This window comes from Mucilaginibacter sp. GW821-FHT07G05 (genome assembly GCF_059418565.1).
The window spans coordinates 1-23,612 of the sequence record NZ_JBWKQC010000019.1 but is presented as its reverse complement, the minus strand read 5'-3'; the positions used below and the strand labels follow the sequence as shown (position 1 = coordinate 23,612).

General features: G+C 44.1%; 18 protein-coding genes. 7 read left to right on the top strand and 11 right to left on the bottom strand.

Going from position 1 to position 23,612, the window contains the following annotated elements:
• From AC07NA_RS26095 to trhO, 4 genes are all read left to right on the top strand, one after another.
• Positions 1–244 (top strand): hypothetical protein (locus tag AC07NA_RS26095; RefSeq protein ID WP_494901005.1); only part of this gene is annotated, 244 nt, incomplete at its 5' end.
• A gap of 368 nt (positions 245–612) precedes the next feature.
• Positions 613–1,215 carry a DUF998 domain-containing protein gene (locus AC07NA_RS26090; protein WP_494901003.1) on the top strand — a complete coding sequence of 201 codons (603 nt, stop codon included), beginning with the start codon at positions 613–615 and terminating at the stop codon, positions 1,213–1,215.
• A 5-nt stretch (positions 1,216–1,220) separates the two neighbouring features.
• Positions 1,221–1,586 carry a hypothetical protein gene (locus AC07NA_RS26085; RefSeq protein WP_494901002.1) on the top strand — a complete coding sequence of 122 codons (366 nt, stop codon included), beginning with the start codon at positions 1,221–1,223 and terminating at the stop codon, positions 1,584–1,586.
• A 170-nt stretch (positions 1,587–1,756) separates the two neighbouring features.
• Complete coding sequence (gene trhO / locus AC07NA_RS26080) at positions 1,757–2,713, top strand: oxygen-dependent tRNA uridine(34) hydroxylase TrhO (RefSeq protein ID WP_494901001.1); 957 nt, start codon at positions 1,757–1,759, stop codon at positions 2,711–2,713.
• 378 nt (positions 2,714–3,091) lie between these two features.
• Here trhO and AC07NA_RS26075 read toward each other — a convergent pair whose 3' ends face one another.
• The 6 genes from AC07NA_RS26075 to AC07NA_RS26050 form a co-directional block, all read right to left on the bottom strand.
• Positions 3,092–4,258 (bottom strand): hypothetical protein, encoded by a 1,167-nt coding sequence (locus AC07NA_RS26075; RefSeq protein WP_494901000.1) that lies wholly within the window; start codon positions 4,256–4,258, stop codon positions 3,092–3,094.
• Positions 4,259–4,365: 107 nt separating this feature from the next.
• Entirely contained in the window at positions 4,366–6,561 is a 2,196-nt protein-coding gene (locus AC07NA_RS26070; RefSeq protein ID WP_494900998.1) for a hypothetical protein, read from the bottom strand.
• 142 nt (positions 6,562–6,703) lie between these two features.
• A complete protein-coding gene (locus AC07NA_RS26065; protein ID WP_345210739.1) occupies positions 6,704–8,986 on the bottom strand; it encodes a GH92 family glycosyl hydrolase in 2,283 nt (760 codons plus the stop codon).
• A 1,070-nt stretch (positions 8,987–10,056) separates the two neighbouring features.
• A complete protein-coding gene (locus AC07NA_RS26060) occupies positions 10,057–10,851 on the bottom strand; it encodes an L-fucose dehydrogenase (RefSeq protein WP_494900995.1) in 795 nt (264 codons plus the stop codon).
• Between the two features lie 9 nt (positions 10,852–10,860).
• Entirely contained in the window at positions 10,861–12,531 is a 1,671-nt protein-coding gene (locus AC07NA_RS26055) for a UxaA family hydrolase (RefSeq protein WP_494900993.1), read from the bottom strand.
• Positions 12,531–12,860, bottom strand: coding sequence for an L-rhamnose mutarotase (locus tag AC07NA_RS26050; RefSeq protein ID WP_494900991.1), 330 nt, complete (start codon positions 12,858–12,860; stop codon positions 12,531–12,533). Before AC07NA_RS26050 ends, AC07NA_RS26055 begins: the two co-directional genes overlap by 1 nt.
• A 219-nt stretch (positions 12,861–13,079) precedes the next feature.
• Between AC07NA_RS26050 and AC07NA_RS26045 the strand changes: the two genes are divergently transcribed.
• Positions 13,080–13,949, top strand: coding sequence for an AraC family transcriptional regulator (locus tag AC07NA_RS26045; protein ID WP_345210743.1), 870 nt, complete (start codon positions 13,080–13,082; stop codon positions 13,947–13,949).
• A gap of 31 nt (positions 13,950–13,980) precedes the next feature.
• On the top strand, positions 13,981–14,424 hold the full coding sequence (locus AC07NA_RS26040; protein WP_494900989.1) for a hypothetical protein: 444 nt from the start codon (positions 13,981–13,983) through the stop codon (positions 14,422–14,424).
• Here the strand turns inward: AC07NA_RS26040 and AC07NA_RS26035 are convergent.
• The 3 genes from AC07NA_RS26035 to AC07NA_RS26025 all read right to left on the bottom strand — a co-directional run bounded on the left by AC07NA_RS26035 (position 14,421) and on the right by AC07NA_RS26025 (position 19,537).
• Entirely contained in the window at positions 14,421–16,376 is a 1,956-nt protein-coding gene (locus AC07NA_RS26035; protein WP_494900988.1) for a DUF3857 domain-containing protein, read from the bottom strand. The two genes, AC07NA_RS26040 and AC07NA_RS26035, sit on opposite strands and share 4 nt — an antisense overlap.
• A 54-nt stretch (positions 16,377–16,430) precedes the next feature.
• Positions 16,431–18,389 carry a DUF3857 domain-containing protein gene (locus AC07NA_RS26030; protein WP_494900986.1) on the bottom strand — a complete coding sequence of 653 codons (1,959 nt, stop codon included), beginning with the start codon at positions 18,387–18,389 and terminating at the stop codon, positions 16,431–16,433.
• Between the two features lie 104 nt (positions 18,390–18,493).
• On the bottom strand, positions 18,494–19,537 hold the full coding sequence (locus tag AC07NA_RS26025; RefSeq protein ID WP_345210746.1) for an NAD(P)-dependent alcohol dehydrogenase: 1,044 nt from the start codon (positions 19,535–19,537) through the stop codon (positions 18,494–18,496).
• Between the two features lie 310 nt (positions 19,538–19,847).
• On the opposite strand from AC07NA_RS26025, the gene AC07NA_RS26020 reads away from it, so the two are divergent.
• Complete coding sequence (locus tag AC07NA_RS26020) at positions 19,848–20,903, top strand: endonuclease/exonuclease/phosphatase family protein (protein ID WP_494900984.1); 1,056 nt, start codon at positions 19,848–19,850, stop codon at positions 20,901–20,903.
• Between the two features lie 49 nt (positions 20,904–20,952).
• Here the strand turns inward: AC07NA_RS26020 and AC07NA_RS26015 are convergent, their stop codons facing one another.
• Positions 20,953–22,107 carry an FAD-dependent oxidoreductase gene (locus tag AC07NA_RS26015; RefSeq protein ID WP_494900983.1) on the bottom strand — a complete coding sequence of 385 codons (1,155 nt, stop codon included), beginning with the start codon at positions 22,105–22,107 and terminating at the stop codon, positions 20,953–20,955.
• 11 nt (positions 22,108–22,118) lie between these two features.
• Positions 22,119–22,715, bottom strand: a complete 597-nt coding sequence (locus tag AC07NA_RS26010; protein ID WP_494900982.1) for a TetR/AcrR family transcriptional regulator — start codon at positions 22,713–22,715, stop codon at positions 22,119–22,121.
• Positions 22,716–23,612: the final 897 nt, after the last annotated feature.

Sequence of the window (23,612 nt, the reverse complement as noted above, 5' to 3'; positions counted from 1 at the left end):
CTTTTTGATTAAAGTTTGGAATTATGGTAGACCTATAATACAAAGCGGGCAGAACTTGGGGCTGGAACTTTTGCCCCAACGCTCATTTTCCTCCCACATTCAACAAGTTCCTATGCCCGCCTTTACGCTCTTAGCCATCATCGTTCTGCCCGTTTTTGGCCGAAGCTGCTTTGCTGACGGGGAAGAGGCACGCTTTAGCCTTTGCTACGGCCATCATGAACTTTTCAGCTTTGACAACTTTTAAAAAGTTGTCAAAGCTCGACTGTTGCCCGCTGTCGCGAGTTTAGCGCAGCGTAACTCGTGACACAGCATGGCCGGAGCTTTCAGCTCCCGCTTACATGCACAACCCTAACCGACTTAAACCCGGGAGTAGCGGATACCGGCCTGTGATTAATCCCTTGTGCGCGTATGAGTGGATCACGGGGCTGTGTTGACCAATTATCACAGGCACTGATTTTCTGACTTCTATCTTACGATTATTTTGCTTTTATCATTTGCAGTCCTATATCTAAAAAAATAATTTTAATTAAATAGTACTATGCATTGTATAGTACCATGTTTTGTATTATCTTTGTATGCCCGGATAGTTCGGGTTAGTTAATATTTATAATTATGCGGACTCATTATTTACTTTATACAGGCATTACATTGCCGGTCATCTTTTGGGTAAGTACCGTTATCGGGGGCTTTATACATGGCAATTACAATCATTTAAGCGGCACCATCAGTCAGCTTGGCGCACTAAGTAGTTGCTCGCATGTGTTCATGACCACCTGCACTGCCATTTGCGGTATGTTAAGCATCTGTTTTGTAATTGGTGTTTACCAGGCTTGCCGGCAAATGGGTATAAATATTGCACCGGTGTTTGGCATGTTAGCTGTGCCGGTTATGTTTTTGTGGGCTGCCGCATTTCCGTTGGGTAACCCGCTGCACGCGGTGATGGGGCCGGTAATTTTGCTGCTTTATGTTGGTATCCTGATTTCCGTTTTTGTGTGGCGAGGTATGGCATTGCAGCAATTACGGTTGATCTCTGTTATCAGTCTGCTCATCTTACTACTTATTTTTTTACGCTTTATACCGGCAGTACAAAACCATTACCCGGGCCTGGTGCAACGCTTTGTGCATTTCGGGTGGTCGTTTTGGTTTGTATCAGTAGCCATCACTTTCAACAGGCTTTTAAGCACACACTATACTATCAATAATTTAAAATCTTAATAATCATGAAAAAACTACACGTATTTATTACGGTGATCTGCCTGTTGGCCATCACCACCTCATGCCGTCGCGGCAAAGTAACCAGTATTACCAGCAATGCCGATGGCTACAAAACCAAAATTGAATATTCGGGCCGTATTGTTTTTAATGAGGAGAAAACCGCTATCGCGGATATGTCGCCCAACAGCTACCTTAAATACGATGAAGATGGCAAGGAGCTTACCGCCGAGAGTGACTCAAAAAGCCGCATTATTTACGTAATTGACGGCAAGGTTAAAAACGGTAAGCTTGACGAAGCCGACCAGGAATTTTTAAGCCATGCCATCAAGATCATTACCAAACAACAGGCTAAACTGAAAGCAGGGAAATAAATTAAAAATTCAAAAGTTAAAATTCAAAAGTCAAAACCTTAGTATTCGGGTTCAAGGTTTTGAATTTTAACATTTGAATTTTCCGTGTTTTATATCACTTTTTGCTTTACGCGTAAATAGTTATCTTTGCCGCTCATTTAACACTGTTTGCAGCAGTATCAATGTATTTTATGGCAAAATATAACACAATACTATACTATTGTTATTCAACAATAGCCGAAGGCGAGCAATTTGCGGCCGATCATCTTAAATTTTGTAAAGGACTTGGCTTAACCGGCCGTATCATTGTGGCCGATGAAGGCCTGAACGGTACCGTATCGGGTACCGAAGAAGCTTGTAAAGCTTATATGGAGGCCGTGCATGCCGACGAACGCTTTGCAAAAACTGAGTTCAAGATTGACGAGGTGGATACGCCTTCGTTTGTAAAAATGCACGTTCGTTATAAATCGGAAATTGTACACTCGGGTCTGCGTGATCCTAATATGATCAATCCGCAAATTCAAACAGGTAAACACCTGGAGCCTGTTGATTTTATGGCGATGAAAGACCGCGACGATGTGGTGATACTCGACGTACGTTCAAACTACGAGCACTCTTTAGGCAAGTTTAAAAACGCGGTAACACTTGATATTGAGAACTTCCGCGATTTCCCTGCCAAAATAAACGAACTGGCCCAGTACAAGGATAAAAAGATACTTACCTATTGCACGGGCGGCATCAAATGCGAAAAGGCATCAGCACTCTTATTGCACGAAGGCTTTACCGATGTATACCAGTTGCACGGCGGCATCATCAAATATGGTAAAGAAGCCGGTGGTAAAGATTTTGATGGCAAATGCTATGTTTTCGACAACCGCCTGTCGGTTGATGTGAACAGCGTAAACCCGGTGGTAATTTCTACCTGCTTTAACTGCGGTACGGTGACACATAAAATGATTAATTGCGCCAATCCCGAGTGCAACGAGCATTTTACCCAGTGCGATGCCTGCGGCGAAAAGCTGGACGGCTGTTGCTCTGACGCTTGCCAAAGCCACCCGCGTAAGCGTGCTTATGATGGTACCGGCTACTATGTAAAAGTGCCTCAACCGGTAAATGTTAAGAAAGATAAATTGGAATTAGCAGAGTAAATAAAGGCTTTTGCCTCTCCCAACCCTCTCCATGGGAGAGGGCTTTAAACATGCCTCTTCCCGTCAGCAAAGAGCTTCGGCCGAAAACGGGCAGAACTGTGGTGGCCAGGAGCGCAAAGGCGGGCATAGTGAACTTGTTGCATGTGGGAAGGAAATGAGCGGCGGGGCAAAAGTTCCAGCCCTAAGTTCTGCACGGTTTGCAGGGTAAGGCCTTGTGCGGCAAAGAAGCCTTTTGCTGGACAAGCCTTTTGTTACTTTTGGGCTCAAAAGTAATGGGGCACTGCGCCCAAGAGCAGACCAACGTTAATTACATCACAAGCCTAACCTAAGTAGAGATTGCTTCGTTCCTCGCAATGACGCGTTTTTTCTATTGGGAACCTAATAAACCACATACCAAGGCGCATCCAGCAATCCCTTTTTGAGCTCTACGTTTACATCTTCATCAACATCTACGCTGTTGTACATGTCCTGGCTAACGGTTTCGTCTTTGCTTTCGTGGTTTGGCCCCCAGGGAGCCAGTTGCAGGTGATAGGTAGTGCTCTTGCCACGGTGTACGCTTTTATCGAGCACTTTGGCATGGTAATATTCCGGGGCCGATTTATCGAACGTGGTATTGATAAGCGCGGTGGTTACAAAGCTGTAAACATATATCAGGATAATGCCGACGATCAGTCCGGCTTTTTCGCCCTTAAAATCAAAGAAAGGGGCACCCATTAACAATGCCACAATAAAGACTATGAACACCCCACCCGAAATCAGCAGCAGGTTTTGATAAAGCAAAATATCGAAATCAAATATGCACCTGAAAACCAACGCTATGGTAGGCGCCAAAAAAGCGAACAACAACGAAGGGTGTGCCGAATTTTTCTTACTGTCAAATTTAATAAGCCCGTTGCTTGTTTTAATAACCCCCAAAGGAATCAGCGGAAATGCTATGCCTATCACGATGGCCAACAAATAGGGTTTGGTGTAAAAACCTATCCATAACGCTATCACTACTCCGGCTATGTTAATAAAGCGAGCTAATGTTTTGGCTTGTTCAAGCTTTCTAATGCGATCATTATCCGTATAGCCATAATCTGTATTACTTAAAATAGCCTGACGTTCCTGTTCGTATTCCACAACATCAAGATTAATAAAGTTTTGGCTAAGCCATTCCTTTAAGGCTTTTACTTTACCTGTATTTTCTGATATGATTATTTTTCGACTACTGCTTTTTGAGCGGATATAGATATTCTTATTATCCTTATTAAAGCCCTTAACATCATCAAAATAAATTTCTTTTTGCCCGAACAGGGTATTACGAATAAAACTTTGCTGGGTTATTATCAGTTTTTCGCGAATTATCCATAACAGCAATAAAAGAAAACCGGCTGCACCGAAAATCGAAAAAACAATCATTCCTGCGGGGCTAACGGCACCCTTTCCGCCATCAATTATCAGCCATAAAAAAACGGCCACCATAATTGCTGAAAACGTGATGCCCAAAATTTTCAGGCCGATGGGTGCGGCATATTCTTGCTTCGGTGGTAAGGTGGGTTGCATGCTTTAATAATTAAATAAACAGCCTAAATGTAAACACTTTTCAGGTTTTTATAAAACAAAACCGGGATGTTTCGTCACCCCGGTTCTATATAAATTTAGCGATTAACTTACCAGATCATACTCACCTTTACCCCATCAGGGCTGTTATCAAAGCCTAAAAAGTAAGTTTTTGAGGCCGCATCCCACGAACTGTTGATGTCTGTTACAGGTTTGCCCTTGCTGTCGGTAACCTTAACTGTAAGCGGTATCGATGGCATATATATGCGCATAGCGTTTAAAGTTTTAATAGGGCTTTTGGCAATAAAGGTATAGTTGTTATCCTTATTTTCTTCTTTGTATATCCTTGCCGCTGTGGCCACCACCTGCGGTATTTTTTTATTTTCTATACGGCTTACATTGTACAGGTAAGCCTGTTCGCCGGGTTTAACTATTTTTTCAGTAAGTACAGGCAATTGCGGATCGAACAGGTCGATCACCGGGCCGTAAATGGTAAGCGGTTCTGCGTCTACACTTTCATCCATCACGGCAGCTATGTCATAAGCCCCCCGTTCCAGGTACAGGCTGTTCTTCAGTTGCAGTTCGCCACCTTTGGCTTCCTTTTCATACGCTTGTTTTACGGTTTCAAGGTAACCCGCTCCGCCGTTCTTCTGCATTACAAACTCTTTAGGATTCTTACGGATGACGTGCACCATACCTTTACCTACCTTAAAGCTACCATCATCGGTTAATGATGGTTCTATATTGAGCAGCTTGAACAAATGTTCTGATGGGGCTTTAAAGCTGTTATCCTTGGTATCCCACCATTCCATTACGGTTTGGAACGGATCGTTATCCCTGCCGCAATAGATCAGTACGCCACCCTTGCGCACCCAGTCGGCAATGTGCTGGTGTACTTCGGCGGCATGAGGTTTCATGTTGGAGTAGCTTACCACCAGCACCTTAATATCCTTCAGCGTGTTCGGGTATTGCAGGTTTTCCATGTGCACGGTTTGCACCGGTACGCCACGTTTAAGCAGCGGCATGGCCTGCCCGTAAAAGTTAGCGAAGTAAGGATCATCATACCCGTTATGCGATGGAAAATTTTGGAACATCAGCGAGTTACTCATCAGCACCCCGATACCGTTAACCCCGCTCACCTTATTAACCGAAACCGGCATATTATTCAGCGAGTTTACCATCACCTGCATTTGGGTGGAGTAATATTTAGGTATCAGCACCCGCTCGTTGGTGTTGGGCATTTTGTAGGTATGGGTATAAATACGCTCAGGCCATGGCATTACCTCGTAGTCGGCCACTGTGGGGTATAGCAGCTTGGCTATAAAGGTAGCCTGGTAATTGCGTTTATAGTCGGCCCAGTCGCGGGCACGGTCTTCAATGGGGTCTGTTAAAAAGAAGAGCTTACGGTTGGTTGGCGCCGTCATGGATACCATGGAACCATACTCCAGAAAGGCATTCTCAAACACACGCTCTTTGGCGGTTCCTTCATAAAATACCGGTTCGCGGCTGGTACCTGTCCACACCTGGGCTATGTAGCCATCAATGCCCGGCAATGAGGCCAGGCTGGCCTCCGGACTAACAATATGCCACGATGAATAGTTAACCAATGAATGCGTTGGGATATATACCCGCACTTTTAAACCCTTCGATTGGCCGTACTCCTTGGCATAGTTGGAAACCTCTTTTATAGCATTATAAAACAGCTGGTATTTCAGTTTGTTGGAGAGATAGGTATTCTCGGGCGAGAGGTGCTGCGCGCGCCACTCGAAGCCGTAAAACTTTTGCCATTCCTCTTTAAAGGCTTCACCATAACCACCGCGTGCCCAAAATTCAGGTTCTTCGAGGTAAATGGAAGTGATACCGGCATCTATCACCTTTTTTATAACGGCCGTTTTCATGTAATCAATAAACGACTGTACCGGCACTACGTAAGGAATATTACGACCATGCCATATAGTATCGCCTTTCATGTTCACCTGGCCTATGCCGAGGTGGTTTTTGCCATCCCACTTACCCAAAAAATAATCGGGATACTGGCCCCAAGCAATGCCGGTCATAAAATCAGTTTGATAGCCGCGGTCGCGCCATGATTTTACGCGCTGCTCAAAGGTCATATCGTCATGATCATTGGCGCCGTATATAATGGCAATGTCTGATCGTACGTCTATTTCGGGCCGCCACGAACTACCGGTTTGAAAAGAGGTTTTCTCTTTGGCCGCCCCGGGCGTTTTTTTTGCAGATTGGGCATAACCTGCCAATGCAACAACTGTGCAGCAGGTAAATAGTAGCGTAGTCTTTTTTATCATAACAAATGCTGATCAAAAATAATTAAGCGTTAACCCACCGCACAAATTTCATCCATTAAAAAAACCAATATTGGCAGCAACATTGGTTTAAATAGTGTCAAAAAAATAAGCACCCGTTTTTGGCGGGTGCTTATGGTATGTTTTATTTACTGTCTGACAGTGAGAAAGGGAAATCAGCAGCGCTGATACCTCTTTGTTTGTTTGGTGCAGGAGCCATGTTAAAATTGATAACACCACCCGCTTGCAGCGCTTTGTGGCTAAACCAGTTTTGGCTGTATGGCTTGCCGTTAACCGTAACGCTGTTAATGTATTTATTAGCAGCACTGTTGGTTGGCGCGTTTATTACCACTGTTTTACCGTTCTCTAATGATAGGGTAAGTTTTTTAAACAGTGGCGTACCAATTACATACTGATCGCTTGCAGGGCAAACCGGGTAGAAACCCATTGCCGAGAACACGTACCAGGCTGATGTTTGGCCGTTATCCTCATCACCGCAATAACCATCAGGAGTAGCTTTGTACAGTTTGTCCATCACTTCGCGAACGTGCAGTTGTGATTTCCATGGCTCACCTGCGTAGTTGTACAGGTAGGTCATGTGTTGTATAGGCTGGTTACCATGCGCATACTGGCCCATGTTGGCAATTTGCATCTCACGGATCTCGTGGATAACGCCACCGTAGTAGCTATCGTCAAATACCGGGGGTACGGTGAACACTGAATCTAATTTAGCGATGAATTTTTTGTTGCCGCCAATCAGATTGATCAGGCCTTTCATATCATGAAATACCGACCAGGTGTAGTGCCAGCTATTACCTTCGGTAAAGGCATCGCCCCATTTAAGTGGGTTAAACGGTTTTTGGAACTGGCCATCTTTGTTTTTACCACGCATAAATCCGGTTTCTTTATCAAACAGGTTAACGTAGTTTAAGCTGCGTTTTTTGAAGATAGCGATCTCTGATTCCGGTTTGTTCAGCGCTTTACCTAATTGGTAAATAGCGAAATCATCATAAGCATACTCTAAAGTACGGGCAGCATTTTCGTTAATGTCTACATCATAAGGTACATAACCTAATTCATTGTAGTATTTAACACCTTTACGGCCAACGGCAGATATTGGGCCTTCATTGTTTGCGCCATGTACCACAGCTTCGTAAAGTGTATTGATATCATAACCACGGATACCTTTAATGTAAGCATCAGCTACTACCGAAGCAGAGTTGTTACCCACCATAATATCGGCATAACCCGGGCTCGACCACTCAGGCAACCAACCACCTTCTTTGTAGTCGTTGATAAGGCCTTCCTGCATTTCTTTGTTTATTGAAGGGTAAACCAAGTTCAGGAACGGATACAATGCACGGAAGGTATCCCAGAAACCCGTACCTGCAAACATATAACCCGGCGCGGTATTACCTGTGTAAGGGCTATAGTGTACAATTTTGTTGTTGGCATCAAACTCGTACAGTTTGTTAGGGAAAAACAGCATGCGGTATAAGCATGAGTAGAAGGTACGGGTTTGGTCAACTGTACCGCCTTCAACATTGATGCGGCTTAAAGTTTTGTTCCAGGTTGCTTTTGCTTTTGCTTCGGTAGCGTCAAAGCTATCGCTTGCCAACTCGCGTTTCAGGTTAATTTCGGCTTGCTCAATGCTGATGAAAGATGAAGCAACACGCAGGTTAACTTTTTCGCCCAGTTTAGTTTTGAAACCGATAACCGCTAAAGCGTGGTTGGTGGTTACTTCTAAACCTTCGGCTAAGGTAGTATCTTGGTAAACCTTTGATGTTTCAATCGCTTTATCTACATAAATTACAAAGTAGTTTTTGAAGTTTTTAAGCGGACCGCGGGCATATTTGGTTGAGTAACCAACAATCTTTTTTTCGCCCGGGATAACTTTGATATACGAACCTCTATCGAACGCGTCGATAACAATGGCAGATAGCTCATTTTTAGGATAAGTGATCCTGAATTGAGCGGCACGTTCTGTAGGGGTGATCTCGGTAGTTACATCATGATCGGCCAGGTAAACGCTGTAGTAGTAAGGTTTTGCAACCTCGGCTTTATGCGAGAACCAGCTTGCGCGTGAGTTTTGATTGGGCTTTAAGTTACCAACGATAGGCATGATAGAGAACTGACCGTAATCGTTCATCCATGGTGATGGCTGGTGAGTTTGTTTAAAGCCGCGTATTTTGTGCGCATCGTAAGTATAGGCCCATCCGTCGCCGTTTACACCGGTTTGCGGAGTCCAGAAGTTCATGCCCCATGGCACAGCTACTGCCGGATAAGTGTTACCGTTTGACAGGTCGGGCTTTGAGTCTGTACCCATTAGTGGGTTTATCCACTCAACAGGGTCAGTTATTTTACCTACCTGTTGTGCGTAGCCTTTAAAGCATAACGACACGAACAGAATAATAAAGATTTTCTTCATGATTAATACTGGGTGATTTTGTTGCTTAACGTTTAATTGTATCTATGTTTTTATAGTACCTGATGATAATGTTTTGCGATTTAGCAATTTTACTTGTATTATGCTATAAAGATTTTAAAAATAAGCAAAAAACAGGCATTTCGGCACTGCTAAATCATTTACCTGCGAATGCAAAACTGCATAAAACTACTCTTTTTTTAGCAATTACCAGCCGCTTATTGAGCTATAAGCCCAACACCACGTTTTTGTATTAGGATTGATACAATAAAGAAGATCAGAAATGGCGATTGTGCTTGAGAGCCTAAATATTATAGCGTTACATTTACTCACCCCGACTTCGCTTCGCTTGTCGACCCTCTCTCCGCAAGCGGAAAGAGGGATTTTGTATTTTGGGGATTACTTCTAAGCCCTCTTTACGGCAAAGCCGGAGAGAGGGAGGTCCAGCGAAGCGTAGACCGGGTGATTTGACTATGCGCTTTGCTTTAACATTTAAGTTGACTACCATGCTCCAAGGGAGAGGTGTTTAGAAAAACACTTCTTTTCACGTCAGCAAACAGCTTCGGGCGAAAACGGGCAGAACTGTGGAAGCCATGAGCGCAAAGGTGGGCATAGGAACTTGTTGCATGCGGGGTGGAATAGCGCAGTGGGGCAAAAGTTCCAGCCCAAAGTTCTGGCCGTTTTGCAGGGGAAGGCCTTGTGCGGCAAAGAAGCCTTTTGCTGGACAAGCCTTTTGTTACTTTTGGGCTCAAAAGTAATGGGCCACTGCGGCCAAGAGCAGACCAACGTTAACTTAGCACAAACACATCCTAAGTAGCAATTGCTTCGTACCTACAAAAAACTGTCATTCTGAATGTTTGAAGAATCTTCTTCGCTATGCTTATCTGCGATAGATGCTTTGTTCCTCAGCATGACAGTAGAGAGGAGGTGTGATTCATCGTCATTTTACCTTCTAAGCCCAAAAGAATTAAAATTCGTGTAATGACGATGGCTTATATAGGAAGCACAAAACGCGACGAGATTGCTTCGTCGCGTTTTGACAGGCATCTATAAAAATGCCCACTTATATATTATTATTTCGGGTTATTAATAAGTGCCCTGTCCAAGTGTACATAACCGCCATCGATGTGGAACAACTGCCCCGTAGTATGGCTTGAGCGCTGCGACAATAAGAATCCCGCCATGTTGGCTATTTCTTTGGCAGTGGTCATGCGGTTTTCCAATGGTATTTTAGCGGTGATCTCTTTTAACTTTTGTTCGGGATCGCTTAGGGTATTTATCCAGGTTTCGTAAAGCGGTGTCCAGCACTCGGCAACAACAATGGCATTTACCCTGATGCTGTACGGCAGCAACTCTACCGCCCACTCACGGGTAAGGCCGTTACGTGCGCCGTTAGCAGCGGCATAGCCGGATGTGCCGCCCTGCCCTGTTTCGGCAGTTTTTGAGGCGATGTTTACGATAGCTCCCTTGCTTTCCTTTAAAGCAGGCAAAGCATGGTGCGCCATCAGGTAATAATGTACCAGGCTTTTGTGCAGACTTTCGATAAACTGCTCGTAGCCGCCGCTTTCTAAACCTACGCCATCGTTTACGCCGGCATTGTTCACCAAACCATCGATGCGGCCAAATTGAGCAAGTACCGCGTCTACCGCGTTTTTGCATTGGTCGGCCTGCGTTAGTTCGGCAGCTACCTGGTATGCGTTAAAGCCGCTGCCCTGTAATTCGGCAAGCAGTTTGTTGTTGTCTTTTTCGTTACGGCCAACAATAACCGGTATAGCGCCTTCCTGCGCAAGCAGTTTCACAATACCTTCGCCAATACCTTTAGCGCCGCCGGTAACTATAATAACTTTATCCTTTAATAACAGATCCATACAATAATTTTATAATGAAACCCCTCTTTTCCATGGGATAAAATCATCCTGACCTAACTGCACTGATTTAGGTGTGCTGTAGCCACTGGCCACATCTATCACATAATTTAAAATACGTTCGGCGTTTTGTTTTATCGTTTCGGTGCCCTCTATAATGGTACCGCAATTTATGTCAATAATATCGGGCATCCTGATACTTAATGCCGTGTTGGTTGATAGTTTTATTACAGGTGTTACCGGGTTGCCTGTTGGCGTACCCAAGCCGGTAGTAAACAGTACAATGTTAGCGCCTGCAGCTACTTCGGCCGTAGTGCTTTCCACATCGCTGCCGGGAGTACATAACAGGTTAAGGCCGGGTTTGGTTACTTTTTCAGGATAATCAAGCACGGCGGTTACCGGCGATGTACCGCCTTTTTTAGCCGCGCCCGCCGATTTAATGGCATCGGTAATTAAACCATCTTTAATATTACCCGGCGATGGGTTAGCGTAAAAGCCCGATCCGCCCTGTTCGGCCAGCGCGTTATAATCCGTCATTAACTGCATAAAGCGGTTAGCGGTTGGCACATCGATGCAACGGTCGCTCAATTGCTGCTCTACGCCGCAAAGCTCGGGGAACTCGGCCAGTATTACCGAACCTCCCATGGTTACCAGCATATCCGACAGGTAACCCAACGCTGGGTTTGCCGAAATACCCGAAAACCCATCCGAGCCACCGCACTCAAGCCCGATGCATAGTTTTGACAAGGGCGCGGGCGTACGTTCGGTACGGTTGGCCTCTATCAGTCCGGCAAAAGTTTGCTTTATGGCTTCCTGCAATAATTTCTTTTCGGTACCTAATTTTTGTTGTTCCAGTATTATCAGCGGTTTGCTGAAGTTGGGATCACGCTTCGCGATCTCATCCTGCATTATACCTGCCTGCGCGTGCTGGCAACCTAAGCTTAGTATGGTAGCACCTGCCACGTTGGGGTGGGTAATATAACCGGCTATCAGTCCGCAAAGGGTATCCGAATCGAGCCGGGTACCGCCGCAGCCCATGTCATGGTTCAGGAACTTGATACCATCTATATTTTTGAACAGCCTTGCCGAAGCGGGAGTATCCGCCGCAGCCTCAATATCTGTTTGAAGAATCTCTTCAACCGAATGGCCTGTTTGGTATAACCCAATCAGGTTATCAATATCGTACTCGTATTTTTTAGGTTTTTTGTAGCCCAGTTTATCGTTAAGCGCTTCTTTCAGCGTATCAACATTGCGGTTTTCGCAAAATACCAGTGGCACTACTATCCAATAATTGGCCGTACCTACCGAACCATCTGCACGGTGATAACCCAAAAATGTTTTATCGGCATAATTACTTACATCGGGGCGCTCCCACTCTAAATGGCGCTCACCCAAATGGAAGCCGTCAGCAGCGTGGTGTATGTTATTTACGGTAACTCCACCGCCTTTTACAATGGTATTATTGGCCTTACCTACCAGTACGCCATACATGTAAATGGCATCGCCGGCGGCAAGCTCGCTTATGGTAAATTTATGCTTGGCCAGTACCCTGTCAACCAGCGGAAAGGTGTCGCCATTAAAAGTAATGAGGGTTCCCGGCGCGAGGTCCTTCAAGGCTACCAGCACATTATCGGCCGGGTGTATCTGTAAAAAGGTTTCTTGTGAAGCAGCAGGTATTTCCATTACAATTCAAATATTTTATCCATTAGCACCCATTTTTCTCCGGCAAGCGCGTTTTTAACCGGCTGCTGGTACTTCCACATCAGGGTTTCCCACTCCTGCACTTTAGCACTAGCTGCATCGGCGGCTCCCTTTTTTTCAAAGCTGAAATCGTTGTTAACCTCCATGATCATAAACAGGCGCACATCAAAACGGTAGATCTCCATATTGGTGATACCCGAATCAATTATAGACGCGCGAATTTCGGGCCATATACTTACGTGATATTGCTCGTATTCGGCTATAAGTGCCTGATCATCTTTCAGATCGAGCGTTAAACAGTATTTCTTCATTTGTTACCGGGTCGGGCTAATTGGCGCGTTAAAAATCACTTTATGCATTTAGCATACATAAACAACCAAAATAAAGGTTTTATAGCGCGTTTATATTTTGCCTTTTTAACATATAATTAAGTTATTTTGGCATGTTAGCGCATCCATTAAACCAATAGCCGCATATTTAGTTTAAAAAATTATATAACTTAGTATTATTGTACAATTATAAACTTTTAAATGAAGCCCCAGTTACTTAAAGTTTCCACCAGCATGGTACAATCGTTCGGTGCACGGCGCGATACCGTACCGTATGTGAACAACCGCTGGCACTACCACCCCGAGGTTGAGCTCATCTATTTCAGGGAGGGCGAGGGCACGCAATTCATCGGCGACGATATACGGCATTTCCGCGCGGGCGATGTGGTATTGCTGGGTACTTACCTGCCCCATTACTGGAAATTTGATGAAATGTATTTCGAAGAAAACTCAACCGCCCGTGCCGATGTAAGCGTGGTACATTTTTGCGAAGACTTTTGGGGAAGCCAGTTTTTACAACTGCCCGAAAATAAAGTGATACGATCTGTACTGGACAAGGCTAAACGGGGCATACAGGTAAATGGCGACAGCAGAGAAAAGATAGGCCGCATTATAGAAAATATATTGGAGGCTGACGGCCCCAAACGCATTATGCTACTGATGGACGCGCTCAACAATATAGGCAACAGCGATTTTAACCTGTTATCGTCCATTGGTTTCAGGCACGATTTTGAGGAGGCCGAGAATAACCGCATCAACGATATTTACGAGTTTACGCTCAGCAATTTTAAACGCAAAATACAAACCGAAGAGGTAGCCGGTGTGGCCAATATTAGCCCTAACTCTTTTTGCAGGTATTTTAAATCGCGCACGCGCAAAACCTATTCGCAGTTTATCAACGAGATACGCGTGGGGCACGCCTGTAAGTTATTGATCGATAATAACATCAGCATTAAACAGATATGCTACGAAAGCGGCTTTTACAACTTTGCCAGTTTTCACAAGTATTTTAAGAGTATCACGGGTAAAAGCCCATTAACTTATCAAAAGGAATTTTTCAGGGGGAATTGATATTTTTGAGGCTCTCTTTTCAACTATACAAATGAAGAAACTGTTACTTATTGCTCACCTTATACTATTTACCACAGGCTTAAGCATCGCTCAAAAAAACGATGCACGTGTTAAAACTACCGAACGTTTTATACAGGCTGTTTTTGCCGATAATAAAGATGCTGTTTTTATCACCAACGAGTTGCTATACCATACTCCCAACGATAAAATTTCAACATACGAGCGCTTTGATATGGTTGACAGCCAGGTGAAGCTTTTTAAAAAGAAGTATGGTAAAGCATTCGCCGGGGCACGTTACTCGGTATCACCTTACACGGGCTACAAAGGCAAAAAGCTAAGCTTTGCCAACCCTAAAGATATATACATAGTGAGCATCAAAAATAAACCCGTTGTGTATCTGCTGTTCCACGAGAACAGGATATTCGGGTTTGATTATGTGGTGAAGGGCAACAAAGGTGATTTTGTAATATTTTAACGCGACGCTGATTTTTTGAGCACGATAGGCTCATTCAGTAGCTCTGTTAATCTTTTATAAAATTCCCTTAAGTCGGCATACTCATCTTTGGTGTAATATACGCGATTGCGGCTTATCATATAATTAATGTTGATCACATTATCCGTCAGTTCGGTGCTGCGCCGTATTTTAATTCCTTCGTCCTGCATTTTTATTACACTGTTTTTAGGCAGCGCGTCTACTTTATAATTATTGGGTATTTTGAACTTACCTGTAATTATAAAGTTGTTGGCATAATCAAACTGAATATCGGCAACACGGTTCTCACTTAAAAACGGGTTAGCCCTGTAAGCCGAAAACAAGTTAGGGTTAAGGTACAGGTAATCATCGCCCGACGCGGCAAGGCTCATTTCAAAATCGAAGTCTTGTATCAAGGGCAGCGTGTCGGTTTCCATATTCTCAAACTTCACCGTTTTAATATTCAGGCTGTTGTCGCCATGTTTAATGTGTTCTATATATTCCTTTGTTTTAAGGTCGCCCTGCTTCAACAGCGTTTCGCGGTTATAGCCCGAACTTTTCACAAACGCGTTACCTGTCATTTTCCCATCCGCAGCAATTTGGGCTACAACAAGTACAACTTCGCGCGCCGGTTTAGCGCTTCTGATAACGAAAAGGGTACTGCGGGTCAGCGTTCTATCTACCGTGTCTTTTCCCTCAACAACTTTTACGGTTGAAATGATCGGGGCTTTTGGATTTATACCAAGCGCCTTAAGATTGAGCAAATTAAAAGGCACTTCATCATATTTATTGTGCTTGTTCGTTGCATCAAGTATATAATATGATGTACTATCAACAGGCACATAAATAACTGTTTTATTAAACTGGCCAGAGCTTGGGTAAACCTCTTCAAGTATCCCATTTTCGGGCGTACATAATAAGGTTGGATAGGCCTCTATACCAGCGTTGTTGAGCAGCCTGTATAAGATGAGGTTAATTTCGGTAGAGTTACCGGTTTTGTTTTTCCAGGCCTCGCTGATGCCAACCTTGGTATAATTATCATCAATATTATTCCAGGTCATGGTGTTTTTAACCTTTTCAAAAATGCCGGCAATCTTAGCTGTTTTACTATCCAGCTTGTTAATTTCGTTACCTATAGCTTCTTCATCAAACAAGGCATATTCAAGCTGTTTACCAAAATCATCATTCAAAAGCATCTTTTCGCCTACGGATGGCCATGTAGATACTCCTCCTCTTAAAAATGCGATTTGCTGCAAATTGGTATTAACCAAAGGCATGTATGGCTCCTCTGTATACGAATTTACATCGGCCAGGGCCCAGGTGCTTTTTGTGGCATACGGCGTATTTTTCGACTTGCTTTTTTCTACCGTGTTTTTTACGAAATCTTTATCCTTTTTGCAATATATATTTACCGGGGAATAAAAACTGGCTACCAATTCGCTGTATTTTACCGGGATCTTTTCCTGAAAATACCATACCGGGTAAAAGCCTATATAGGGTGTTGACCATTTGTACTTAAACTCGATAACAGAACCCTGTTTTACATCAGGAAAGGAGAAAGTGATCGATTTACGGTATTTATCCAGTTTTTGCCTGATGATCTGCTTTTTATCAACCGGCGTGTACTGAATAGTGTTGCCAACAAGGCTGATGGTTTGCGCTTCAATACCGCTTATATCTTCAAAGCCATCTTTACTAACATATACCAGGCTTATGTTTGCCGCGGTTTTACCTTTATCGGTAAATATTTTTATGCGTTTATGCCTGAACATTTCGGTGAGGTAGCGGGAGGTTTTAATTTCACCCTTTTCAAAAAGCACCATGGCACCCGCGCCCTTTTCAAACGAGCACTCTTTAAGTTTAAGATCGGCCGTATCTATTTTACCATAAGGCTGTACCTGGGCGAATGCCAAACGCGCTGCTAAAAGCAACACCATTGTAATAAGGGGTTTCATTCAATAGTTTAATATGCCCGAATATAACAAGAAGAAAAAGAAAACACGGGTATTTTAACGCGACACCGCCTTTTTAAGCACTATCGGTTCGTTCAGTATTTCGGTAAGGCTTTTATAAAATTGTTTAAGGCCGCCGTACTCTTCCTTTTTGTAGAAAACCCTGCTGCGGTTTATGGTATAACTCACGTTGATATGATCGTCGGTTTGTTCAATTAGCCGCTTGATACTAATGCTATGGTCGTCCATGCGTATCACCGTGTTTTTTGGCAAGGTTTCGGCCTTGTAACCCGGCGGTAGTTTATAATTACCGGTAATGGAATAGTTACTGGCGTACAAAAATTCAATATCCGAATAACGGTTCTCGCTCAAAAAAGGGTTTACCATGTAGGCCGAGAATATATTAGGATTCAGATAAAGGTAATCATCTTGCCCGCTGCCTGTCATATCCAGCTCGAAACCGATATCCTGCCTTAACGGCAACGAGTCGGTTTCTGTATTATCAAACCTTACCGATTCAATTTTGAGGTTATTATTGCCTTGCTTAAGATATTGCTTATAGCTATCCTTATTCAGGTCGTCTCTTTTCAATATCAGGCCCCTGCTGTAGCCGTTACTGGCTACATGGGCCGTGCCCGTCATTTTACCGTCGGTGCTAATTTCGGCATCAATATAAACAGCGTCTTTTGTGGGCGACATGTTACGGATAACAAACAGCGAAGTGCGGCTTGCCTCGGGCTGCACGGCATCCTTAGCGGCAATTACCTCTTCGGATGTTATGATATCGCCCTTGGGGTTAACAGCCATTGCCGTAAGGTTGAGCAGGCTGTAAGGTACTTCGTTATACTTATTCCGTTTGTTAGTAGCGTCGAGTATATAATACGACGCGCTATCAACCGGTACATATACAATAGTTTTGTTAAACTGCGCAAGCGAAGGATAATCAACCTCCACCTCGCCGTTATCGGGCGTACTGATAATGGCCGGATAGCAGGTAACACCGGCATGGCGCAATAAATTATACAGTACCAGGTTTATTTCGGTGGCGTTACCTGTCCTCTTGTTCCAGGCTTCTTTTACGCCAATAGCGGTAAAACAATCATCGCTGCCGTTCCATGTTAGGGTGTTCTTTACCGTTTCAAACAGCATTTCTATTTTTTTGGCGCGATTTACCACCTGATCTGCCTTTACAATAATATCTTCTTCGTTTTTAAGATAGCTATTAAACTGCCCGCCGAATTTGTTTGCGGCCAGCAACATTTCGCCCAAAACAGGCCAGGTGGTATACAGATCGTCGAAAAAGCTGATCCTTTGCAGGTTGTTATCTGTGGCTGGCATCAGGGGCTCATCAACCAGTGAGGGCACATTGGCCATAGCCCAGGTGTTGCGTACTTTTACGGGCCAATACTTAGGGCCTAACCTTTCACTGGTACTTTTGGTAAACTCCTGTATTTTACGGGTGTACACATCAACCGGCGATTTAAAATTAGTTACCAGCTCACTGTACCGCACCGGAATATCTGCCTGGAACTCCCATACCGGGTAATGCTCATACGTTGTAGACCACTTGTACCTGAACTCGACAATAGAACCCTGCTTTACCGCCGGGAACGAGAAAGTAATGGTTTTACGGTACTTATCGGCCTTTTGAATGTAGATCTGTTTTTTATCAACCGGGATGTATTGTATGGTATTGCCCGTAAGGTTAATGGTTTGCGCCTCAATATCCGTTATGTTTTCGAAACCGCTTTTGCTGATATAGCTTAGTGTGATATTGGCTTTATCCTTACCGGCATCGCTGAGTATTTTGATACGCTTATGCCTGATGAGCAGGGTTGATTTAGCGAGGCTGCGCAGGTCGCCGCGATCAAAAAGTACCATTGCCCCGGCTCCTTTTTCAAAATCGCATTCCTTAAGTTTAAGGTCGGCCGTATCAACTTTGCCATAGGGTTTTATTTGTGCCGATGCCAGTTGCATAGCCAAAATAAACACCAATAACGCGATACAGGCTTTCATCCAATAATTTAAGTTACCCGAAGATAGTGAATTATCACCGTTGATTTAACAAAAAAAGGCACCTGCATTAAATGCAGGTGCCTTTATAAGCTGTGTATTCTCTTTTACAGCGTAGCCATATCAATTACAAAACGGTAACGTACATCGCCTTTTTCCATACGATCGTAAGCTGTTTGAATATCTTTAATATCAATCTTTTCGATATCAGATACGATATTGTTCTCGGCGCAAAAATCAAGCATTTCCTGAGTTTCGGCAATGCCCCCGATACCCGAACCTGCAACGCTTTTACGGCCGCCCAATAAACTAAAGGCAGCAATTTCGGCCGGTTTTGGCGGTACGCCCACGCAAATGTGTACACCGTTGGTTCTTAATAACGACAGGTACATATTAAAATCGTGCTCGGCAGATACGGTATCCAATATAAAATCGAATGTATTTTTAGCCGCGTTTACCTGCGCTTCATCGGTAGTTACCACAAAATGATGCGCGCCCAGTCTTTTAGCATCTTCTTCTTTTTTGGAAGATGTACTTAGCACGGTAACATCGGCACCAAAAGCAACGCCAAATTTAACAGCCATGTGACCTAACCCGCCCAAGCCTAATACAGCCAGTTTATGGCCTTTGCCCACCTTCCAGTGGCGTAATGGCGAATATGTGGTAATGCCCGCGCAAAGCAGCGGCGCTACAGCGGCAAGGTCTAAATTTTCTTTAATGTGCAGTACAAAATCTTCGTTCACTACAATGGTGTTTGAGTAACCCCCGTAGGTAGGGGTTTTGCCATCCTGCTCGTAACCGTTATAGGTTTGTGAGTTACCTTTAAGGCAGTACTGCTCCAGATCCTGCTTACAGTTTTCGCACTCGCGGCACGAATCAACCAAACAGCCGGTACCGGCCAGGTCGCCAACCTTAAAGTTTTTCACGTGATCGCCAACCTTAATTACTCGGCCAACAATTTCGTGACCCGGCACCATAGGGAAAATGCCCGGAAACCAGTCGTTCTTGATCTGGTGCAGATCGGAGTGGCAAACGCCGCAAAATAAAATATCAAATTGAACATCATGCGGACCTACATCGCGTCGCTCAAATGTCCATGGGGCCAAAGGAGTCTTTTCGTCCTGGGCCGCGTAAGCTTTTGTTTCAATCATTGGTGGTATGTTTATGTACGTTAAAGGTAAAGCAATTAATAAGTGTTGCCAACTAAGCCGGGCTTAAAAATTTAAACAGGCGTTTAAACATTTGTTGGTAACAACAGCATGCCTGCCGATAGGTTTTGTAAAAGCTGTATAAAAGCCGGGATACAGCAACAATATCCAACCATTCATTAAGCCTGTTTTAAGCAATTATTAAATTACAGCCCTAACATACAAACTCATATTTATCTATATATTAAATACTTACATTTACTTAACGAGTTATACCGCATCTTAAACCATCACCTCTGTTAAGATTAAAATTATGCCATTTTACTACTCATTAAACAATGCCAATGCCACCGACCGCCGCATTGCCGAAAACCTTTTGATTTTAAAGGAGGGTATTGACACCGCGAAAATACCACGACGATCTGTTGAGGGTAATTTACTTTTGGCTACCTGGAACATCCGTGAATTTGGTGATTCGAAAATGGGGGTGCGGAAGAAAGAACCTCTGTATTACATCGCCGAAATCATTAGCAATTTTGATTTGGTAGCCGTGCAGGAAGTACGCCGCAATATGACCAGCCTTAACGATGTGATGGACATTTTAGGAAAGTGGTGGAAGTTTATTGTAACCGACGTAACAGCCGGTAGCGGCGGAAACGGCGAACGCATGGCATTTTTATACGATTCGCGAAAGATAGCATTTAACGGGCTTGCCGGTGAGATAGTGCTACCGCCAAACAAAAAAGAAGCAGCGCAGCAATTGGCACGAACACCATTTATTGTAGGCTTTCAGGCCGGGTGGTTTAAATTTACGATATGCGTAGCGCATATTTATTACGGTAAAGGTGTAGCTGTTGACGAGCGGCGCAGGCACGAAATTGAAGAGCTATCCCTCTTTTTAGCCAATCAGGCTAAAGACAAATACGCGTGGGCAAAAAACATGGTGTTACTGGGCGATTTTAATATTTTTAAAACAACGGATGTAACCTTTAGCGCCATAACCAAAGCCGGATTTACAGTACCGAAAAAACTACAGGAGATACCGGGCAGCAACGTACCCAAAAACAAACATTACGATCAAATAGCTTTTATTACGCCCGATATTAACAAGCAGCTTGAGTTGTGTGAAGCCGGTGTTTTCGATTATTACAACTACGTATATAAGCTTGATCAGGAGGCTGTTTACAAGAACGACCTCATAAAGCCATCATCGGCAGACGGATCAGAAAGTTACGACTACAAAACGTGGAGAACCTTCCAGATGTCGGATCATTTACCTATGTGGATCGAACTAAAAACAGACTTTGGGAAAGAGTATCTGGAAAAGAAAAAGAACCTTCCGGAAACCCCTTCTGCACCAATCCTGTAAAAACAAACCCCGGCCATTTCAAATACTGCCGGGATCTGTTCAAAAACTATTATTCTTCGGGCCGAAACATGGCCACCATATTTTCAATAGCCTGCGGCGAATGCAGGGATGCCGTTTGTTCGAGCGTGATGGCGCCTATTTCTGATGCACGAGCACGCATTTGCTTTTCGTAAGCTGCTATTGCCGTGTGGATATCGGTATACTGGTCGCTGAGCAGGCATTCGGCCAGTTCCAGCGCATCAAGCATAGCCATGTTTACGCCTTCGCCGGCATAAGGTGGCATCAGGTGGGCGGCATCGCCCAGCATGGTGATATTGGGTTGTGCTTCCCAGGCTTGATCCAAAGGCATACAGTATTGCGGCCTTGGGATAAACACCGGATTGGCGTTTTCAAATAGCTCATTCCATATCGCATCCCAACCGGCAAACGCTTGTTTAAACCAGGCAAATACCTGCGCTTTATCGTTAAAATCAATGGCACTTTCGCGCAGCCAAAATTCATCTGTTTTACAGCTGGTATAAAACACCAAACTTCCATCGCCCTTAGAGCTTACTATGATCGTTTTTTCATCGCCCATGGCAAATATTTTTCCGCCATTAAGTAACTGATGAATTTGGGGGCTTGCCGTAGCCGAATGATACACCGCGCCCTCCACTACAGAAATGCCCGCGTAAAATGGTTTTACTGGCGTAATGTATGGTCTTATCTTTGAGTTGGCGCCATCTGCGGCTATTACTACGTCGGCATAGGCTATTGTTCCGTTTTTAAATTCGAGTTTTATCGTTCCGTCCGGTTGCTGTTCAAGGGCGACAAACTGGCTATCCCAAACTACGGTATCAGGCTGTAAAGAATTCAGCATAATTTCGCGGAGCGGACCACGATCTATCTCCGGCCTAAAGAAACCGCCTTCGCCGCCGCCCTCATCGGCATAAATAATTTGCGCGCTTTTATCTACAATGCGCATTTTATCGGCACCGGGGCGATAGTTGGCCTCAAACTCATCCATTAACCCGGCAGCACGCAGCGCTTTTAAACCCGACTCATCATGCAGATCGAGTGTGGCGCCTTGTACCCTAACCTCGCGGTTAAAGTCGCGCTCGTATACTTTTACGTGGGCGCTGTTCATTTGTAATAATCGTGCAAGTGTAAGTCCGCCCGGACCGCCACCTACTATAGCTATGTTTTTGTTTTTAATTGAGATCATGTTAAATCTGTTTACTTTAAAATCCCTTTAATAACCGCTTCGCAGCAAGTGGCTATCACCTCATCGGTAATAATTTGCACGGGGCGGTCGGTATGGTCAAAATACTCGTTCACCAGATCAAGCAGCGGCGCGAACAGCAGGGCACGAAGCACATCAAACGGCAAATCTTTTATCACCCCAGCTTTAATGTTAGTTATAATGAACCTGTGGATAGGCGCAAAAAACTGCCCCTGCTGTATGTTTTCCTGCTGAAAAGCCTTGTTTAGCAAGGGCGATGATTTACCATGCTGAATAAGCGCGAACGATGGCCGGTTATTTTTCAAATACTCAAAGCCGTTAGTCCACAGTTTTTCAACGCCTTCGGCAAAAGGCATATCCTCGTTAAAGCCGTTCAATATTGCCTTTTCGTAAGCCGCCAAAACATCCTTGATAAACAGTTTGATCAGCAGGTCTTCTTTGTTTTCGTACTTAATATAAATGGTACGCGGCGATACCCCGGCAGCAGCAGCCAGCTTTTGCATAGTCAAATTTTCGAGGCCTTCGGTCGCTATTATATCTAAAGCAATGGTACGGATGGCTTCTTCCTTCTCTAAATTTCGTGGGCGCATGCTATGTTATCTATCTGATTTAAAATATCGATACAATAATAAGTAAATGTTTATTTATTTAAAAATATATTTTCGATTATACACTGATTTTAACTGAATTATGACGGAGATAGAGGCAGATATAATTCTTACAATTGCGCGAGTTTTAATTCTTTTTGAACTTAAAGATGAGATGACGATAGCTCACAACCACTCTCCACTGTCATGCTGAGGAACGAAGCATCTATCGCTGATAAGCATAGTGAAGAAGATTCTTCAAACGTTCAGAATGACAGTTTTTTTAATACGTCATGGGTAGATACGAAGCAATCTCGCAGTATTTTGTACTTATTTGATGTCAGGATAGCGCATGTAATTAACCCCCGCCCCCCAAAGCCAATTGGCCTGCTACTTTTATCCGTATTCACCTATTCTCAACATATAATAACATCAGAAAATCAATGCCTGTGATCATTGGCCAACACAGCCCCGTGATTCGCTCATACGCGCACAAGGCCTTCACCACAGGCCGGTATACGCTACTCCCGGGTTTAAGTCGGTTAGGGTAGTGCGTGTAAGCGGGAGCTGAAAGCTCCGGCCATGCCGTGTCACGAGTTACGCTACGCTAAACTCGCGACAGAGGGGAGGGCAACGGGCAAGCTTTGACAACTTTTAAAAAGTTGTCAAAGCTGAAAAGTTCATGAAGGCATACAGAAAGGCTAAAGCGTGCTTCTTCCCTGTCAGCAAAGAAGCTTCGGCCGAAAGCGGGCAGAACGATGGTGGCCAATGAGCGCAAAGGCGGGCATAGGAACTTGTTGCATGCGGGGAGGAAATGAGCGGCGGGGCAAAAGTTCCAGCCCCAAGTTCTGCCCGCTTTGTATTATAGGTCTACCATAATTCCAAACTTTAATCAAAAAG

Coding starts and splice junctions, on each gene's coding strand:
- AC07NA_RS26090 (WP_494901003.1), top strand. CDS start 613: ATGCGGACTCATTATTTACTTTATACAGGCATTACATTGCCGGTCATC.
- AC07NA_RS26085 (WP_494901002.1), top strand. CDS start 1,221: ATGAAAAAACTACACGTATTTATTACGGTGATCTGCCTGTTGGCCATC.
- trhO (WP_494901001.1), top strand. CDS start 1,757: ATGGCAAAATATAACACAATACTATACTATTGTTATTCAACAATAGCC.
- AC07NA_RS26075 (WP_494901000.1), bottom strand. CDS start 4,258: ATGCAACCCACCTTACCACCGAAGCAAGAATATGCCGCACCCATCGGC.
- AC07NA_RS26070 (WP_494900998.1), bottom strand. CDS start 6,561: ATGATAAAAAAGACTACGCTACTATTTACCTGCTGCACAGTTGTTGCA.
- AC07NA_RS26065 (WP_345210739.1), bottom strand. CDS start 8,986: ATGAAGAAAATCTTTATTATTCTGTTCGTGTCGTTATGCTTTAAAGGC.
- AC07NA_RS26060 (WP_494900995.1), bottom strand. CDS start 10,851: ATGGATCTGTTATTAAAGGATAAAGTTATTATAGTTACCGGCGGCGCT.
- AC07NA_RS26055 (WP_494900993.1), bottom strand. CDS start 12,531: ATGGAAATACCTGCTGCTTCACAAGAAACCTTTTTACAGATACACCCG.
- AC07NA_RS26050 (WP_494900991.1), bottom strand. CDS start 12,860: ATGAAGAAATACTGTTTAACGCTCGATCTGAAAGATGATCAGGCACTT.
- AC07NA_RS26045 (WP_345210743.1), top strand. CDS start 13,080: ATGAAGCCCCAGTTACTTAAAGTTTCCACCAGCATGGTACAATCGTTC.
- AC07NA_RS26040 (WP_494900989.1), top strand. CDS start 13,981: ATGAAGAAACTGTTACTTATTGCTCACCTTATACTATTTACCACAGGC.
- AC07NA_RS26035 (WP_494900988.1), bottom strand. CDS start 16,376: ATGAAACCCCTTATTACAATGGTGTTGCTTTTAGCAGCGCGTTTGGCA.
- AC07NA_RS26030 (WP_494900986.1), bottom strand. CDS start 18,389: ATGAAAGCCTGTATCGCGTTATTGGTGTTTATTTTGGCTATGCAACTG.
- AC07NA_RS26025 (WP_345210746.1), bottom strand. CDS start 19,537: ATGATTGAAACAAAAGCTTACGCGGCCCAGGACGAAAAGACTCCTTTG.
- AC07NA_RS26020 (WP_494900984.1), top strand. CDS start 19,848: ATGCCATTTTACTACTCATTAAACAATGCCAATGCCACCGACCGCCGC.
- AC07NA_RS26015 (WP_494900983.1), bottom strand. CDS start 22,107: ATGATCTCAATTAAAAACAAAAACATAGCTATAGTAGGTGGCGGTCCG.
- AC07NA_RS26010 (WP_494900982.1), bottom strand. CDS start 22,715: ATGCGCCCACGAAATTTAGAGAAGGAAGAAGCCATCCGTACCATTGCT.